Below are 16,281 nucleotides of genomic sequence, written 5' to 3'. Positions count from 1 at the left end.
GAAACCTGGAGGAGTGCGAGGTCGCCGTGGGGGAGCGGGAGCCGCGCGCCGCCGCCCGCGCGATCCTGGCCCGCGGCCCGGAGCTCGCGTCCGCGCGCGGGATCCTCCAGCGGTATCTCCAGCCCGGGGCCCTGGGCCGCCGCCGGGCCCGCCCCGAGCAGCACCGCCCCGGCCGCCACGCCCCGCAGCGCCTCCACCAGCGGCCGCGCCGCCAGCACCAGCACCAGCGCCGCCGCCGGCGCCACCACCACGCCCACCAGGAACCCCGCCGCCACATCATGCGGGTAGTGCACGCCCACGAACACCCGCGAGAACGCCATCAGCGCCGCCAGCGGCAGCACCAGCGGTGCCAGCGCCCGCCACGCCACCACGATCGCCGCCGCCGACGCCGCCGCGATCGTCGCGTGGTTGCTCGGGAACGACCAGTCGCCCGGCGCCGGGCACGCCGCGATGTGCACCGCGCCCGCCACCGCGCGGCACGGCCGCTCCTCCTGGATGAAGCTCTTGGACACCTCGCTCACCAGGTACGCCGACACCATCGCGAACGGCGCCACCAGCGCCAGCCCCATCGCCCGCGCGTCCAGGCCCCGGGCCCGCCACCAGCCCACCACGAACAGCACCGCGAACAGCAGCAGCCCCCCGTCGGTGCCCACGTCCGCCGCCTCGTGCACCCACGAGGGCGTGCCCTGCGCGAACTCGGTGATCTCCCGGTACAGATCGGCGCTGAAATCCGGCGCTCCCATGCTCTCCCTCACACTCGCAGCGGCCCCGTGCCCGTCATCCGTCAGACACCGCAAAGCCCGCTGATGTTCACCTACCGGCCACAGGAGGACAACCATTTCACCTTAGGGGGATCACTCGCCGGGCAATGGCCCCACTCGTGCGGCCGTCCTCCGTCCGCCCGGCCCCTCCGGCGACCGCTCCACCCCTGCGTCCACCCCTGCGTCCACCCCTGCGTCCACCCCTGCGCCCGCCACCGCGGTGTCCGCCGCCCCGCGGCGGCGCCGCGCGAACCGCACGACCTCCACCGTCGCCGTCACCCCCAGGGCCAACCCCAGCCCGACGGCCACACCCTTCAGCGGCTCGTCCTCGAACGCCACCCCGCCCACATACCCCAGCAGTGCCCCGTACAGGGCCCACGACACCGCCGCCACCGCCGCGAACAGCGAAAACGACCGCAGCCGGTACCCGACCGCCCCCATCGTCACCGTCACCGCCGTCCGCCCGCCCGGCACGTACCGCGCCACCACCAGGATCAACCCGCCGCGCTCGGCCATCGTCCGCCGCGCCCACCCCAGCGCCGCATGCCGCCGCGTCCCGGGCCGCGCCCCCCGCACCAGCCGCCCGCCCGCCCGGCGCCCCACCAGGTACGACACATGATCGCCCACAAACGCGCCCGCCGCCGCCAACGCCACGACCGGCGCCAGCTCCGGCTGTCCGCCCGCCGCGTACACCCCCGCGGTGATCACCATGCTCTCGCTCGGCACCACCGGGAAGAAACCGTCGATCGCCGCCACCGCGAACAGCACGAGGTAGAACCACGGCGACGTCACCGCCGTGTCCACCATGCCCATGATTCCGTCCATGGCCACGACGCTAGGAAAGCCCCACCCCCCGGCGGATCCCGCGAAAGACGCCGCGCACCCCCCACCTTCGTCAGGGGAACCCCGCCCCGCGAAATCGATTCGCGTCCCGGCCCCGGCTCCACCACACTTCACACACTGTGGGACACCTGCACATCTTCGACATGGACGGCACCCTGCTGACCGGCACCACCGCCAACCTCGAGATCGCCCGCCACCTCGGCACCCTCCCCGAACTCCACGACCTCGAGGCCCGCTTCGCCGCCGGCACCCTCGACACCCGCGGCTTCTCCACCCGCATCCACCGCCTGTGGCGCCACCTCACCCCCGCCGTCGTCGCCACCGCCTACCGCGCCGCCACCTGGCTCACCGGCATCACCGACGTCTGCGCCGACATCCGCGCCCGCGGCGAACACTCCGCCGTCATCACCATGTCGCCCGACTTCTTCGCCCGCCACCTCCTCGACCACGGCTTCGACGACGTCGTCGCCTCCCGCTTCCCCCCGATGCCCTTCACCGGCACCCTCGACCCCGCCGGAATCCTCACCCCCGCCGACAAGGTCCGCATCGCCGACGACCTCCTCGCCCGGCACCGCCTCACCACCGACCAGTGCACCGCCTACGGCGACTCCATGTCCGACGCCCCCCTGTTCCGCCACCTCACCCGCACCGTCGCCGTCAACGCCGACCACCACCTCGCCGGCATCGCCGCCCTCGACTACCGCGGCACCGACCTCCGCGACGCCTACGCCCTCGCCCGCACCCTCCACCCCGCCTCACCCCCACAAGGCCGCTGACCTGGGGGAGCACGCCGAACAAACCCGCCCCCGACACGCCCCGCACCCCGCCCCGCATGGCACGATCGCCACGTGACCAGCACACCCGCCGACCCCAACCACCTGCGCGACCTCGCACTGCTGCGCCGCGTCCGCGACCGCATCGACCGCGAATACGCCCAGCCCCTGGACGTCGAAGCGCTGGCACGCGGCGCCAACATCTCCGCCGGCCACCTCAGCCGCCGGTTCCGCCAGGCCTACGGAGAATCGCCCTACTCCTACCTGATGACCCGCCGCATCGAACGCGCGATGGCCCTCCTGCGCCGCGGCGACCTCAGCGTCACCGACGTGTGCTTCGCCGTCGGCTGCTCCTCCCTCGGCACCTTCAGCACCCGCTTCACCGAACTGGTCGGCATACCCCCCAGCGCCTACCGCCGCCAAGCGGCCGACACCACAGCCGAACTCACCTCCTCCGGCACCGCCGCCGGCGTACCGTCCTGCCTGGAAAAACAGGTCACCAGACCGATCAGGAATCGAGAAGCCCCCACCGGACCCCCGCCCCTAACCTGACACCCACCCGCACCCCACCCGCCCCACCGATCGGGTAGACAGGTGCCACCGCCACGCCCCACACAGGGAGACACGACACGATGAGCAGCGCCACGAGCACGGACGCGCACCCGCCCGCGCCCCACGCCGCCGACAGCCACGACCTGATCCGCGTGCACGGCGCACGCGTGAACAACCTCAAGGACGTCGACGTCACGCTCCCCAAGCGCCGCCTCACCGTGTTCACCGGCGTCTCCGGCTCCGGCAAGAGCTCCCTGGTCTTCGGCACCATCGCCGCCGAATCCCAGCGCATGATCAACGAGACCTACAGCGCCTTCGTCCAGGGCTTCATGCCCACCCTCGCCCGCCCCGACGTCGACGTCCTCGAAGGCCTCACCACCGCCATCATCGTCGACCAGCAGCGCATGGGCGGCGACGCCCGCTCCACCGTCGGCACCGCCACCGACGCCAACGCCATGCTGCGCATCCTGTTCAGCCGCCTCGGCGAACCCCGCATCGGCTCACCCCAGGCCTTCTCCTTCAACGTCGCCTCCATCAGCGGATCCGGCGCCGTCGCCTTCGAACGCTCGGGCAAGACCGTCAGAGAACACCGCAGCTTCAGCGTCACCGGCGGCATGTGCCCCCGCTGCGAAGGCACCGGCACCGCCAACGACTTCGACCTCACCGCCCTCTACGACGACACCCTCTCCCTCAACCAGGGCGCCCTCACCGTCCCCGGCCACAGCATGGACGGCTGGTACGGCCGCATCTTCCGCGGCTGCGGCTACTTCGACCCCGACAAGCCCATCCGCGACTACACCCCCACCGAACTCCACGACCTCCTCCACAAGGAACCCACCAAGATCAAGGTCGAGGGCGTCAACGTCACCTACGAAGGCCTCATCCCCAAAATCCAGAAATCCGTCCTCAGCAAAGACCGCGCCTCGATGCAGCCCCACATCCGCGCCTTCGTCGAACGCGCCGTCACCACCACCCCCTGCCCCGACTGCGGCGGCACCCGCCTCAGCGACACCGCCCGCTCATCGAAGATCAACGGCATCAGCATCGCCGACGCCTGCGCCATGCAGATCAGCGACCTGGCCGACTGGGTCCGCGCCCTCGACGAACCCTCCGTCGCCCCCCTCCTCAAAGCCCTCGGCGACACCCTCGACTCCTTCGTCGAGATCGGCCTCGGCTACCTCTCCCTCGACCGCCCCTCCGGCACCCTGTCCGGCGGCGAGGCACAACGCACCAAGATGATCCGCCACCTCGGCTCATCCCTCACCGACGTCACCTACGTCTTCGACGAACCCACCATGGGCCTGCACCCCCACGACGTCCAGCGCATGAACGACCTCCTCCTGCGCCTGCGCGACAAGGGCAACACCGTCCTGGTCGTCGAACACGAACCCGAGACCATCGCGATCGCCGACCACATCGTCGACCTCGGCCCCGCCGCCGGCACCGCCGGCGGCACCATCTGCTTCCAGGGCACCCTCGACGAACTGCGCACCAGCGGCACCCTCACCGGCCGCCACTACGACGACCGCACCCCCCTCAAGACCGACCTGCGAACCCCCACCGGCACCCTGCAGATCCGCGGCGCCAACGCCCACAACCTCCACGACGTCGACGTCGACATCCCCCTCGGAGTCCTCGTCGCCGTCACCGGCGTCGCCGGCTCCGGCAAGAGCTCCCTCATCCACGGCTCCATCCCCAAGGGCGCCGGCGTCGTCTCCATCGACCAGACCCCCATCCGCGGCTCACGACGCAGTAACCCCGCCACCTACACCGGACTCCTCGACCCCATCCGCAAGGCCTTCGCCAAGGCCAACGGCGTCAAACCCGGGCTGTTCAGCGCCAACTCCGAAGGCGCATGCCCCAACTGCAACGGCGCGGGCGTCATCTACACCGACCTCGCCATGATGGCCGGCGTCGCCATCCCCTGCGAGGAATGCGAAGGCAAACGCTTCCAAGCCCACGTCCTCGACTACACCCTCGGCGGCAAGGACATCAGCGACGTCCTCACCATGCCCGTCGACGAGGCCGAGAAGTTCTTCGCCACCGGCGACGCCCGCATCCCCGCCGCCCACCGCATCCTGCGCCGCCTCGCCGACGTCGGCCTCGGCTACCTCACCCTCGGCCAGCCCCTCACCACCCTGTCCGGCGGCGAACGCCAACGCCTCAAACTCGCCACCCACATGGCCGAAGACGGCGGCGTCTACGTCCTCGACGAACCCACCGCCGGCCTCCACCTCGCCGACGTCGAACACCTCCTCGGCCTCCTCGACCGCCTCGTCGACGCCGGCAAGTCCGTCATCGTCATCGAGCACCACCAGGCCGTCATGGCCCACGCCGACTGGATCATCGACCTCGGCCCCGGCGCCGGCCACGACGGAGGCCGCATCGTCTTCGAAGGCACCCCGGCCGACCTCGCCGCCGCCCGCTCCACCCTCACCGGCGAACACCTCGCCGCCTACATCGGCACCTGAACCCACCCCACCACGACCACCACGCAGAGGTCGTAGGCCGACCAGCCTCAGAACGAGAAGTCGCGGTAGACCATCGCGACTTCTCGTTCTGACATCTCCAGGGCTCCCGCGCCTCGGTCGCGGATATGCGCAACGCCTTCAGCTGCGCCGGCCGGTGGTCGCCGGCGAGCGAACCACCACACCGCCCGTTCCGCCCTCCGCGGTCAAGCTCTGAACGGCCTCACCCCGTCGGCGCGCAAGCCTGAATCGCCAGGGGACGAGCTACCCCGCTTCACGGCCACCCCCGAACCGACCGGACAGGCGCAGATCAGCCCCGGCCCGCAACCACGGCCCAGCGCACCAGGCCGCCGACCCCCTCAACCACCCCGCCGACCCTCCACCGGACCCAACAGCGGATGCACCCGCATCGCCGCCTCCAACTCACCCGGAAGCTCATCGCGATACCGGCCCAACGTCGACAGATCCGCATGCCCCAGCACCCGCCGCACCGCATCCATGTCCGTCGCCGCCGCCAGCAGATGCGTCGCCGTCGTATGCCGCAGCCCATGCGGCGTCACACTCCGCCGCCGCCCCGCCTCCACCCGCTCCAGCACCCGGTCGATCACCCCCTGCACATCACCCCGCGCCAACCGCCGCCCCCGCCACGACAACAACAGCGCCTTCGCCTCCCGCCCCCGATCCAGCAACCCCCGCCCCTCCGCCAGATACGCGTCCAGAACCTCCGCCACCGGACGGGGGAGCGGCACATCCCGCGTCCGCCCGCCCTTACCGAAGATCCGCCAGTACCGCGTCCCCCCGTTGACGAAGAAATCCTCCACATTCGCCGCCGTCAGCTCCGACACCCGCGGCCCCACCGCCGCCAGCAACAACACGATCAACCCGTCCCGCAACTCCGTGCGCTGATCCGCACGCCGCCGCACCCCCGCACCCCCGTCCGGCGCCTCCACCAGACCACGCGCCGCCCCCAGCAACCCCTCCGCCTGCTCCACCGTCAACGCACGCCGCTCCGCCCGCAGCCCACCCCGCTGCTTCGGCCGCACCGTCACCGCCTGCATCGGATTCAACTGCACCCACCCCGCCACCACCGCATGCCGGAAGAACGCCGACACCGAACGCCGGAACCGCGCCTGCGACGCCGCACTCTGCAACGGCCCACCCCCCGCCCCCACAGGCCGCGCCCCCCGCCGACGCCGCTCATCGGGCTTACGCGCGAACCTGAGCAGAACCTCATCGACGTCCTCACCCGTCAGATCGTCCAGCACCCGGTCCTCACCCGCCAGCGCCCCGAACGTCACCACGTCCCGCACATAAACCTCCGCCGACGCCGGCGCCAGCGCACCCGTCGACGCCTTCGCACGCACCATCTCCGCATAGCGATCCACACACTCGGCCACGGACACACGCTGAACATCGGCAGGACGCACCCGCCGGACGCTACCCCCCGCCACCGACAGAACCCCGTAAGATCCACAACATGGGGGAACGGGCACTGTTCGACCAGATCGGCGAGATCATCCGCGGCTCCACACCACCCCGCCTCGGCCACCCCCACATCCAGACACGCCACAACGGCGTCAAAGCCTGGTTCGGCGACCCCGCCCCCCAGCGCGAGCACTACGAAGCCCAGATCATCCCCGCCGAACTCGCCCCCGGCGCCCGCCACCACGCCATCGAGATCGGCTTCCACGCCGAACACCCCGCCGAACCCGACAACGAGGCCGCCCTCACCCGCCTGCTCACCACCGAACCCGCATGGCGCACCGACCTCGGCGACGAACCCCGCACCGGCGCCTTCCTCGGCCGCACCACCTGGCGCCGCATCTCCGAAACCTGGCCCGACACCGACCTCACCGGCCCCGACATCCCCTTCGAGATCGGCGTCCGCCTCGTCGACTACATCCGCGCCCTGGAACCGCACCGCAAACGGGTATGACCACCCGCACGCGTCCACCGGACAGGGGAGGGGACCCGTGCTCATCGGCACATCGGGATGGCAGTACGCCGACTGGCGCGACGTCCTCTACCCACCCGGCCTCGCCCAACGACGCTGGCTGCCCCACTACGCCGACACCTTCACCACCGTCGAGAACAACAACGCCTTCTACCGCCTCCCCACCCGCGAGACCTTCGAACTCTGGCGCGACAACACCCCACCCGGCTTCGTCATGGCGGTCAAGGCCAGCCGCTACCTCACCCACATGAAACGCCTCAAAGACCCGGCCGAGCCCGTCGCGCGCCTCATGAACGCCGCCAACGGCCTGGGGGACAGGCTCGGCCCCGTCCTGCTCCAACTCCCGCCCACCCTGCAAGCCGACACCGACCGCCTCACCGAATGCCTGCGCCAGTTCCCGCCCGGCACCCGCATCGCCGTCGAACCCCGCCACCCCTCCTGGTGGACAGACCAGACACGCCACGTCCTGGAGAACCACGGCGCGGCCCTGTGCTGGGCCGACCGACTCGGCGAACCGCAGACACCCCTATGGCGCACGACCGACTGGCTCTACCTGCGCTTCCACGAGGGACCCGCCGACCCCTGGCCCGAATACGACGACGAGACCCTCCAACGCTGGGCCGACGAACTCGCCGGGACACAGGACGCCTACGTCTACTTCAACAACGACCCCGGCGGCGCCGCCGTCCGCAACGCCCTGCGCTTCACCGACCTCACGAGCTGATCCCCGCCGCAACCAGATCCGCCAGCCGCTGCGCGGCCCCGAAATGCGGCGTCAGCCGAGTCTTGGTCATGGCGAACGAAGTACCGGTGGCGACGTCCGCATAGACATAACTACCGCCGCCCCCCACCCAGCCGAACGTCGTAGGCGTCTCATCCGGCTCAGTACCGATCCGACCGAGCGGATAACCCAAGCCAAGCCGCACAGGGTTGCCGAAGACCCGGTCAGTGCCCTCGAACGCCACCGCCGTCAACTCCTCAAGCCGACGCGAATCGATGAGCCGACCGTCCAGGACCGCCGCGTTCATCGCCGCGATTCCCCGCGCCGTGAACGTCCCGACCGACGGAACGTCCGCCTCCAGCAACTCACGCCCATTACCCATGGCCGCGGTCGGCCGCAGCTCCCAAGACGCAAGAACGGCATCGCCACCAGGCGAGCCACCCGCATCCGGCGCGGCATCCTCAAGCCGCGCCAACCGGGCCAACTCGGTCCGCGGCACACCGAAGTACAAGTCGCCGTCAATGCCCAACGGCGCGGCCACCCACTCGCGCAAGAGCCGCCGCATCGACTTGCCCGTGACCCGCCGCGCGACCTCGCCCACGAGGAACCCGTAGGTGAACGAGTGGTACCCCGTCTCCGTCCCAGGCCGCCACCGCGGCTCCGCCTCGGCGATCGCGGCGCACACCCGCGACCAATCCGTCAGACCGGCAGGGCCGATCCCAGCAGGCATCGCCGGAACGCCGACCGAATGCGTGAGCACATGACGAAGAGTCGCAGCCGCCTTCCCGTGAGCACCGAACTCCGGCCACACGTCGACCACCGGCGTGTCATACCCGATGGCACCGCTCCCGACGAGCAGGTGAGCGATGAGCGACGTCATGACCTTGCCGCAAGAGAAACTGAAAAAGAGAGTCTCCGGGGCCACCCTGCGCCCGGTCTCACCGTCGGCGACCCCGGCGACAGCATCGATGACAAGAGCACCGCGATGGTGAACCGCAACCTGCAAACCCGTCTCGGCTCCGTCCTCGACGAGTTCGTCAAGGACGCCTTGCACCTTCTGCTGCAGCGACGGCGCCCTCGTCACCGGCTCGCCCACGTGTAGCGAGTCTGACTGGCCGTCGGCAGCTTCCCGAAAGCAAATCCGACAGTCGGCGCCACCCGATACAACCTGACATCGCCGGCGACGACCGCCTCACCCAGCCCATGCCAGGTGCCCTCGGGGCTGGTCAGATGCGCGCCATACTTCCGCTCGAAGTCCGCGACGGCCTGCTCCCGCTCCGACTGCTCCTCCACCACGGACGCAAGCCCCTCAATGACGACGTCCACACCGGTCAACGCGTTCGTGCCGGTCGTCAGCACACAGTGACGATTCTCCTCAAGATTCCGCGCCTTGCGCTCCTCCCCGCCCGTGGTGAAGCACATGCCACCCAGACTCCAGAATGCCAGCAACGGCGTCACATGAGGTCGACCGTCAGGCCTCACGGTGGAAAGCCAGAACACCTCCGCCTCACCGATGACCGCCAACGCCGACGCCCACGGCGTCGCCTGCGCGGCCGGAGACGAGAACGGCCCGAGCTCAACATCCGGTTCACTGGCGAACATGTCACATCCTTCGATCGACGGGGACACGGCAAGTCGGCCAGCCGTGCCTTCCGGTCACGTACTACGTGTCGTCCTGAGGATGACCTGAACTCGCCAAGAAACTCATCGGTCCGCCCCGTCCACGCAGGTCGGCAGCACTCAGGCCTCGGTGCGCCATCGCCGGAAGCGCAGGAAGCTCGTCCCGGCTGACAGCCGAAGCACGCACAGCCAACCTGATCACGGACCTCAGTGGGGGAGTGGGTGCGCACCCGAAGCGACTTCCACCCTGGTCAGCGCCCTGCTCTGGATCACAGAGCGATCCACCGGACACAGCCGGGGAGAAAACGATCGCCTCACCGATCTCGGCGTGAAACGGTTGCCCCATGCCTCAACCGACCTTGCGCACTGAGCGTCTGCTGCTGGTGCCGCTGGCCGATCGGCATCTCGACCTGGAGGTCCACCTGGACTCCGACCTCGAGGTGCTGCGCTATCTCGACGCGAGGACGCCGACCAGGGACGAGGTGGTCGCGACTCATCAGCGGCGGATGGCCATGGCAAGCAAGGTAGACGGGCTGGGCTTCTGGATGGCCCATCTCTCCGATGGAGGGGACGAAGGTGAGTTCGTCGGCCTCATGATGCTGCCGCCTGCGCATGGTCCCGATCAGCCCGACGACCCCACCGTCTGCGATCTGGGGTACCGGCTCGTCCGCCGGTACTGGCGGCAGGGCCTGGCCAGTGAAGCGTCCCGCGCCCTTCTGCGGCACGCCTTCGACACCGTCGGGCAGAGCCGTGTGATCGCGCAGACCATGGCCGCCAACGCCGGATCCATAGGGGTGATGCGGGCCATCGGCATGCGGTACGTGCGCACGTACCACCCGCAGTTCGACGATCCGCTGCCGGACGCGCACCTCGGCGAAGTCGAGTACGAGATGACTCGCGCCATGTGGGAGGAGACGCGCTGAGGCGGCACACGGCCTCTCTCCTCCACTGCGAGCGGCATACCCGGCCCCCGCAGAAGAACGCAGATCTAGCGGAGACGTCCAAACCATCAGCCTGCCAGGTCGGGCGCCATGTCCTTGAATCCATAGGCCCAGCCTCGAGGCGAGAAGCAGCCTGGGCGTCGGTGCCCGCAGACCTGCAAGCTCACCGTCGAACGCCTCACCGTCAGGGTCAGTGTGACGAGGGCCGGGGGAGCGGCCTCGCTGGAGGCGGACGCGAACGGCGAGTACGTCCGGTCAACTGGCCGGAATGGCCGTGGCGCAGCGAGCGGTGAGGGTGAGCGGGCGGATCCAGCGGGTCCGGGAACCCAGGCGCGGAAGCTCGCAGCTCGACGGGATACCTGTGCTCGTATTCTTCCAGGACCCCTCCAGCGATGAGGAGTTCACCGTGACGAACGAGGGTGACCACGGGGGAGAGGATCACGGCAGCCTGGACGTGGGCCCCGATCGGTTTCGGCGTGCGTTCACGATCCACTACGACCCCGACACCCCGCCCGAACCTCGCGGCCGAAGATCGTTCCCGCCCACTCGACATCATCCACGGCACCGTGGCGCTGCTCATCGGAGCGGCCACGGTGCCGTGGGGCGAGGCTGCCGTGACACCCGACCAGCGATGACACACACCGGAGGACTCTTCCCCATGGATCCCCTCACGTTCGACTACGAGAAGCTGCATGTGCGTGTGGACCGGGGGGTGTTCGAACTGTTCCAGCCGAACGACCTGACGACCACGCTCCGGATCCCGCTGCACTGGCTCGGGGTCCTGGTGCACTACAGGAAGCCGGGTAGACCCGGCGAACTGATCTTCGGCGCCGTGAACGATCCGCGCGCCGCCCTCTACGGCACCGACCTGGCCTCCTTCGGGTACCGCTCCACCATGGCGTTCCGGGTGCCCTCCAGTGACGAGCCGTTGTTCCGCGCCTACTTCACCGAAGTGGCCGCGCTCGCCGGCCGGCCGGTGATCTGACATGGAACCACTCGTCTCACCAGGCTTGCGCAACTGTCCGACCGCCCGATCGTGACGTAGCTCCGAGATCGGCCATCCGACGGCCCTTCCCTCCGGCGGGGGAGGTGTTGATCTCCACCGATCCGCTGTTTGGCTTCGAGGGCTTGGACGCTTTTGTGAACGCGCGCGTGCCCTAGGGCGCGCGGAACGACACAAGGCCGCGGCCTGCCCCTCATCGGACCGTCGGCAGATGGCTGCTGCTTGTGGCCGAGGGCGGTAACAGGCCCCGCTTCCGCTTTCGCGGCGGCTTTTCCTGCGCTAATTCGACCAGGTCGGCCGCGTGACTACAGCGACATCGAGTCTCCTGAGGTCACGTGAGAGAAGACCATCCAACCCGAGTGGCACAAAACGCTCTGGATTGATGGAATCCGGCGTACAGGATGCCGTTTCAGGAGGAGTGTCGCTGGTGGCGCGCAAAGCAGTGAAGGCAGGAATCTTCCTCGGGATGGCGGGGATCGCCCTGGCAGGTGGCGTGTACCTCGCCTTGCCTGATGACAAGCCGTTCACGGTTTACCAGTACCGTCAGATGTGCTCCAAGCCACGCGGCTTCAAGCAGGCCGCGCCGCGGGCGGCCGGCGGACCACGGCCGATTCTTGTGTACGGCCAATGGCCCGTTCCCGACTCCAACCCGACCAAGATGGACGCCGCCGCGCTGAAGATCTGGGCACCGACCGACCCGTCGACAGTACAACTCGTCGCATGCGTCGATCTGGTCGGGCAGGGCGACTTCGTCCAGCGCTGCGACTACCAGCCCGATAACTCGGGAATGCTCGGGCAGCCGCAAGCGAATAACAGGCCGTTCTCCTACAACCTGTTTAAGGGCAGATACGCCGTGACGATTAATGAGGCGCTCACCGGCAAACTACTAACGAAAACGGAAGTGACCGGGGCCGACTTCCGCCCAGACGTCCCAGATGGGAGCGCCGCCGAACCGTGTTCCCCGCACGCCATCGCCGACTCGACTGGAGAATACAAGAAGGTAGGCGAACCGACAATTGCCGACCTGTGCACAGTGATGGACCCGTACGTTCTCAAGTAAGCGACTGATAGCGAAAGCTGTCCCGTTACAGAACGCCATCTCGGTCAGGCTGAGCCAGGATCATGCAGTCACCAGAGGTGGAAGTTGAGCAATGATCGAAACCAGACAGAATCCACCTTCTGTCTGGTTTAACCTGAAATCACACGAGAGGCCCCGCGCGGAGGAGGGCCGACGCGACCTTGATCCTTTACCTGGGAGGTCATCGCCGCGGCACGGAAGGCGCTGGCAGGGTTGCTCACCGAGCCGACAGCACATCGACGGAGGTCGCCCATGTCCGGAACCACCATGTCAACGAGCACGCGCGCCGTCGTGGAGGAGTTGCTGCGCCGGATCGGTGAAGGCGCCCCTGAGCGGATCGCCGCCATCTACGCCGAGCACTGCGACTGGAAGCTGGACTGGCGCGAAGCGGAGCACGGCCGCGCCGCCACACCCTGGATCCGGCACCGGTCCGGGCGCGCGGACGCCGCCGAGCACTACCGGCAGATCGCCGAGCACCACGTGCCCGAGAAGGTGGACACGCAGGTGGAGCGCATCCTGGTGGATGGCGATGACGCGGTGGTGCTGGGCGAGATCCGGCAGACCTCCCGGTCCACCGGGCGCGCCTATCGGGCCCGGTTCGCTTTGCACCTCACGGTCGAGGACGGCCTGGTCGTCCGGCACCACGTCTACGAGGACAGCCTTGCCGTCGCCCAGGCCTTCGTGCCCTGACCAGAATCGACCCGGTTCCGCCGACGGCGGGGTTGGGTCAGACTGGTCCGATGGATGATCTCGCCCGGCCGCCCCGACTGGTGCCGCCCACGACGGCGGTGCGCGAGTCGTTCCTGGCCGGGGAGAGGGACGACCATCTGGCGAGCGGCGACCCGGCGGACTGGCTGGACGACGCCCACCGGGACTTCGAGGCGTTCGTGGCGAGCCGGCGCGGCGTGCAGGAGCGTTGGGGCGTCCCGTGCACGACGTTCTGGTACGTCTCGGGCGAGCACTACATCGGGACCCTGATCCTGCGGCATCGCCTGACGCCGGAGCTCGCCGAAGTCGGCGGGCATATCGGGTATCACGTCGTGTTGCCGTGGCGCAGACAGGGCCACGCCACGCGGATGCTCGCGGCGGGATTGGCGGAATCCCGCCGGCTCGGTCTGGATCGGGTCCTGCTGACGTGCGCCGCCGGCAACGAGCCTTCCCTGCGGGTCATCCTCGCCAACGGTGGCGTGCACGACGGGCGTGCCCGCGGCGAGGATCGCTTCTGGATCGACCTCACCGCCGTTCATGCGACACACTCCGCATGAACGGCTCTGGGTGCTGTTGCTCGCTAATGATCACGACCAGCCTGTCCTGCGAATTCCCCTGATCGTGGCGAGATTGGGTGATCGTCCTCGCCGCGACTGTCGGCGAGGCGCCGCAGCATGCAGCTTGACCGCCAGGACCACCGCGTCCTAACTAGCGGCTCTGCATGCTGTTCTAGCGCGCTGCCGTCGATTTGTGCGTCCAACTTTTAATAAGACTCCATTCCCTGACCCGCCCCCTAGCTCCGGGATCGAATCGGACCCTAAGCGAGAGCTCCCGGGACCGGCTGCGGTCCTCTTTCGTCGAGGCCCTGAAGCTAGCGGAGGGGTAGTCCGTAACGGCGAACCGCTTAGGAGTACGGGAACATCTACGTCCACATTCGCCGCAGTGGAAACGGTCGCGCCGATGCCTGACCTTTGCGTCGTCGCTAACCGTGACCAGGCGCGACCCTGGACGGCCTTCACGGCCACGACGAAACGACAGTAAACCCCGCACCAGCACGTCATGGGCGATACAATAGACGCAACCCAATCGGGCTACTCTAGGAGCGAAATGAGCAATCAAGAGTGGTACAAGTCATCGTACAGCGGCGGCAACGGGGGCAACTGCCTCGAGCGTCGACGCTGGATCGGTCCCGTACAGGTCCGCGACTCCAAGGACCGGGCTCGCGGAATCCTGCAGTTCTCTCACCAGGCCTGGGCGCCGTTCGTGAAGAGCGTCGTCTGAGCCACGGGTAAGTCATCTGGCCCCTAGGCGATGCAGTTTATCGCCTAGGGGCGCACCTTCTGTACGTGGTTCCGTCCCAAGGACTTCCATCCACCCGAACAAATACGGGCCGCACTCCAGTGATTGCGGAACGCAACGCCTGCGCGTCCAACACCTTGGACATCCACCAGGGCCGGCTCGTCCATCAGCGGCGACACAGCTTGTCGGGAAGGCACGACCCCGACCGCACCCTCAGGATGACCGGCTGCACGGCGTCGGCGCGGGTGTCCCAATCCCGACTCGTCCGAGCGCGAGCGACACCACGGAAGATTGCCCCGCTCTCGGCGGGTCTGTCAGTTGGTCGATAATGAACATTATGTTAAGTAGAGCCTCTGATGATTCATCGGATGCACGATCGCTGGCTACCTCTCGGTCCGACGCTCCAGCAGTCGTTCACCAGTGCGAACAGCGGTGCGGCGGAGCTGGTGCGGGCAACTGACCTCCACTTGAAACGCTGTCGGTGGTCGACAGCGCGGAAGGCATGTTCATCAAGCTCGGTGAAGACCTGGCGTCGGTCCCCCAGCCACATTCGCCGCGATGATGCGGGAACATCTCGCCACCCGCTCGAACCTCCGAACCGCAGCAGCTGGCCGCAGCCCCTGGATGTTCCCAAACAACCGCGCTGGCCAGCACATCCATCCGAGCACGTTCCTCCAACGAATCCAGGACCTCGGCATCAATGTCCAAGGCGCCCGCAACACAGCCCTACGCGAGCTCGTCCGCGAAGTGCCTGCTCCGGTCGCAGCTCAGCTACTTGGCCACAGCGACCAAGTCACACGGAAACACGCCGAGGCCGCCGCAGTTCCATGGTCTGCCTACGCCGCCGAGGCAAAGAAGGGCCTGCGCCTGACCTGACTTGCGAGATAATCGGCGGCTCGATTCCCAGACTGCTCCGCATGCTCCATGACCAGCTGGCTACGATTTCCTAAGTGACCAGTACTGAAGGATCCGCACTCGGCACGCGCGCAGCGCACCGTCTAGCCCGAACAGGGCTCTGGCGAATCGAGCCCGGGCTGACCGGCGTCGAGTTCTCCCGCATCGAGCAGGAGTTTGGCTTCGAGTTCTCTGACGACCATCGAGCATTCCTCGCAGCGGGGCTACCGACCGGTGCTCCTCCGCCGGAGCCCGGGGTGTTCCAGAGCGCGACGCCCTGGCCCGACTGGCGCAACGGCGACCCCGATGATCTGCGCAAAAGGCTGAACTGGCCGGTAGATGGCGTGCTGTTCAGCGTTGAGCACGGCTATTGGCATAACACTTGGGGCGAACGGCCAGACGACCAGGCCGAAGCAATCACTAAAGCCCGCCAGAACCTCGACGAGGTCCCGCGCATGGTCCCCATTTTCAGCCACCGATACCTGCCAGCCGGACGAGGAACCTACGGACACCCGGTCTTGTCGATGCACCAGACGGACATTATCTACTACGGCATCGACCTCTATGACTACATCTGGCAAGAGTTCGCTGGATCGAGTCTGAGCATCGATGCGAATTGGACCCCGCCGGCAGTAGTCGCCTTCTGGCGAGACTTCCTCTGAACGG

Annotated in this window: 17 protein-coding genes; 12 read left to right on the top strand and 5 right to left on the bottom strand. The window is 68.3% G+C overall.

Annotated elements, in window-relative coordinates; all coding sequences use genetic code 11:
- Both AB0C69_RS09195 and AB0C69_RS09190 read right to left on the bottom strand, forming a co-directional pair.
- Positions 1 to 743: phosphatase PAP2 family protein (locus AB0C69_RS09195; RefSeq protein WP_360351722.1), on the bottom strand; the 743-nt coding region annotated here is incomplete at its 3' end.
- A 111-nt stretch (positions 744 to 854) separates the two neighbouring features.
- Positions 855 to 1,586 (bottom strand): VTT domain-containing protein, encoded by a 732-nt coding sequence (locus AB0C69_RS09190; RefSeq protein ID WP_360351719.1) that lies wholly within the window; start codon positions 1,584 to 1,586, stop codon positions 855 to 857.
- Between the two features lie 137 nt (positions 1,587 to 1,723).
- Between AB0C69_RS09190 and AB0C69_RS09185 the strand changes: the two genes are divergently transcribed.
- The 3 genes from AB0C69_RS09185 to AB0C69_RS09175 all read left to right on the top strand — a co-directional run bounded on the left by AB0C69_RS09185 (position 1,724) and on the right by AB0C69_RS09175 (position 5,400).
- Positions 1,724 to 2,380, top strand: a complete 657-nt coding sequence (locus AB0C69_RS09185; RefSeq protein ID WP_353834281.1) for an HAD-IB family phosphatase — start codon at positions 1,724 to 1,726, stop codon at positions 2,378 to 2,380.
- A gap of 72 nt (positions 2,381 to 2,452) precedes the next feature.
- Positions 2,453 to 2,929, top strand: a complete 477-nt coding sequence (locus AB0C69_RS09180; protein WP_360351715.1) for a helix-turn-helix transcriptional regulator — start codon at positions 2,453 to 2,455, stop codon at positions 2,927 to 2,929.
- Positions 2,930 to 3,009: 80 nt separating this feature from the next.
- Positions 3,010 to 5,400 carry an excinuclease ABC subunit UvrA gene (locus tag AB0C69_RS09175; RefSeq protein WP_360351712.1) on the top strand — a complete coding sequence of 797 codons (2,391 nt, stop codon included), beginning with the start codon at positions 3,010 to 3,012 and terminating at the stop codon, positions 5,398 to 5,400.
- 356 nt (positions 5,401 to 5,756) lie between these two features.
- On the opposite strand, the gene AB0C69_RS09170 is transcribed toward AB0C69_RS09175, so the two are convergent.
- Positions 5,757 to 6,794, bottom strand: a complete 1,038-nt coding sequence (locus AB0C69_RS09170) for a tyrosine-type recombinase/integrase (RefSeq protein WP_360351709.1) — start codon at positions 6,792 to 6,794, stop codon at positions 5,757 to 5,759.
- 80 nt (positions 6,795 to 6,874) lie between these two features.
- On the opposite strand from AB0C69_RS09170, the gene AB0C69_RS09165 reads away from it, so the two are divergent.
- Entirely contained in the window at positions 6,875 to 7,333 is a 459-nt protein-coding gene (locus AB0C69_RS09165) for a hypothetical protein (protein WP_360351706.1), read from the top strand.
- 37 nt (positions 7,334 to 7,370) lie between these two features.
- Positions 7,371 to 8,075, top strand: a complete 705-nt coding sequence (locus tag AB0C69_RS09160; protein ID WP_353834277.1) for a DUF72 domain-containing protein — start codon at positions 7,371 to 7,373, stop codon at positions 8,073 to 8,075.
- Here AB0C69_RS09160 and AB0C69_RS09155 read toward each other — a convergent pair.
- Both AB0C69_RS09155 and AB0C69_RS09150 read right to left on the bottom strand, forming a co-directional pair.
- The gene (locus AB0C69_RS09155) at positions 8,065 to 9,168 is read right to left on the bottom strand and encodes a serine hydrolase domain-containing protein (RefSeq protein ID WP_360351702.1); all 1,104 of its coding nucleotides are present in this window, start codon (positions 9,166 to 9,168) and stop codon (positions 8,065 to 8,067) included. The two genes, AB0C69_RS09160 and AB0C69_RS09155, sit on opposite strands and share 11 nt — an antisense overlap.
- On the bottom strand, positions 9,153 to 9,674 hold the full coding sequence (locus AB0C69_RS09150) for a pyridoxamine 5'-phosphate oxidase family protein (RefSeq protein WP_360351699.1): 522 nt from the start codon (positions 9,672 to 9,674) through the stop codon (positions 9,153 to 9,155). The genes AB0C69_RS09155 and AB0C69_RS09150 overlap by 16 nt, the downstream gene beginning before the upstream one ends.
- A 362-nt stretch (positions 9,675 to 10,036) precedes the next feature.
- Between AB0C69_RS09150 and AB0C69_RS09145 the strand changes: the two genes are divergently transcribed.
- From AB0C69_RS09145 to AB0C69_RS09115, 7 genes are all read left to right on the top strand, one after another.
- Positions 10,037 to 10,615, top strand: coding sequence for a GNAT family N-acetyltransferase (locus AB0C69_RS09145; protein ID WP_360351696.1), 579 nt, complete (start codon positions 10,037 to 10,039; stop codon positions 10,613 to 10,615).
- Positions 10,616 to 11,291: 676 nt separating this feature from the next.
- Positions 11,292 to 11,618, top strand: coding sequence for a hypothetical protein (locus tag AB0C69_RS09140; protein WP_360351693.1), 327 nt, complete (start codon positions 11,292 to 11,294; stop codon positions 11,616 to 11,618).
- A 436-nt stretch (positions 11,619 to 12,054) separates the two neighbouring features.
- Positions 12,055 to 12,696 carry a hypothetical protein gene (locus AB0C69_RS09135; protein ID WP_360351690.1) on the top strand — a complete coding sequence of 214 codons (642 nt, stop codon included), beginning with the start codon at positions 12,055 to 12,057 and terminating at the stop codon, positions 12,694 to 12,696.
- A 285-nt stretch (positions 12,697 to 12,981) separates the two neighbouring features.
- A complete protein-coding gene (locus AB0C69_RS09130) occupies positions 12,982 to 13,404 on the top strand; it encodes a nuclear transport factor 2 family protein (RefSeq protein ID WP_360351687.1) in 423 nt (140 codons plus the stop codon).
- A 50-nt stretch (positions 13,405 to 13,454) separates the two neighbouring features.
- Complete coding sequence (locus tag AB0C69_RS09125; RefSeq protein ID WP_360351684.1) at positions 13,455 to 13,979, top strand: GNAT family N-acetyltransferase; 525 nt, start codon at positions 13,455 to 13,457, stop codon at positions 13,977 to 13,979.
- 550 nt (positions 13,980 to 14,529) lie between these two features.
- Complete coding sequence (locus tag AB0C69_RS09120) at positions 14,530 to 14,703, top strand: DUF397 domain-containing protein (RefSeq protein ID WP_345181783.1); 174 nt, start codon at positions 14,530 to 14,532, stop codon at positions 14,701 to 14,703.
- A 968-nt stretch (positions 14,704 to 15,671) separates the two neighbouring features.
- Positions 15,672 to 16,277, top strand: coding sequence for a hypothetical protein (locus AB0C69_RS09115; RefSeq protein ID WP_360351680.1), 606 nt, complete (start codon positions 15,672 to 15,674; stop codon positions 16,275 to 16,277).
- The last annotated feature ends 4 nt before the right edge of the window (positions 16,278 to 16,281 follow it).

The organism is Actinomadura sp. NPDC048032, from assembly GCF_040653175.1.
In the GTDB taxonomy this organism is placed as follows: domain Bacteria; phylum Actinomycetota; class Actinomycetes; order Streptosporangiales; family Streptosporangiaceae; genus Spirillospora; species Spirillospora verrucosospora.
The sequence above is the reverse complement of the archived record's forward strand: the minus strand, read 5'-3'. Positions and strand labels throughout refer to the sequence as shown.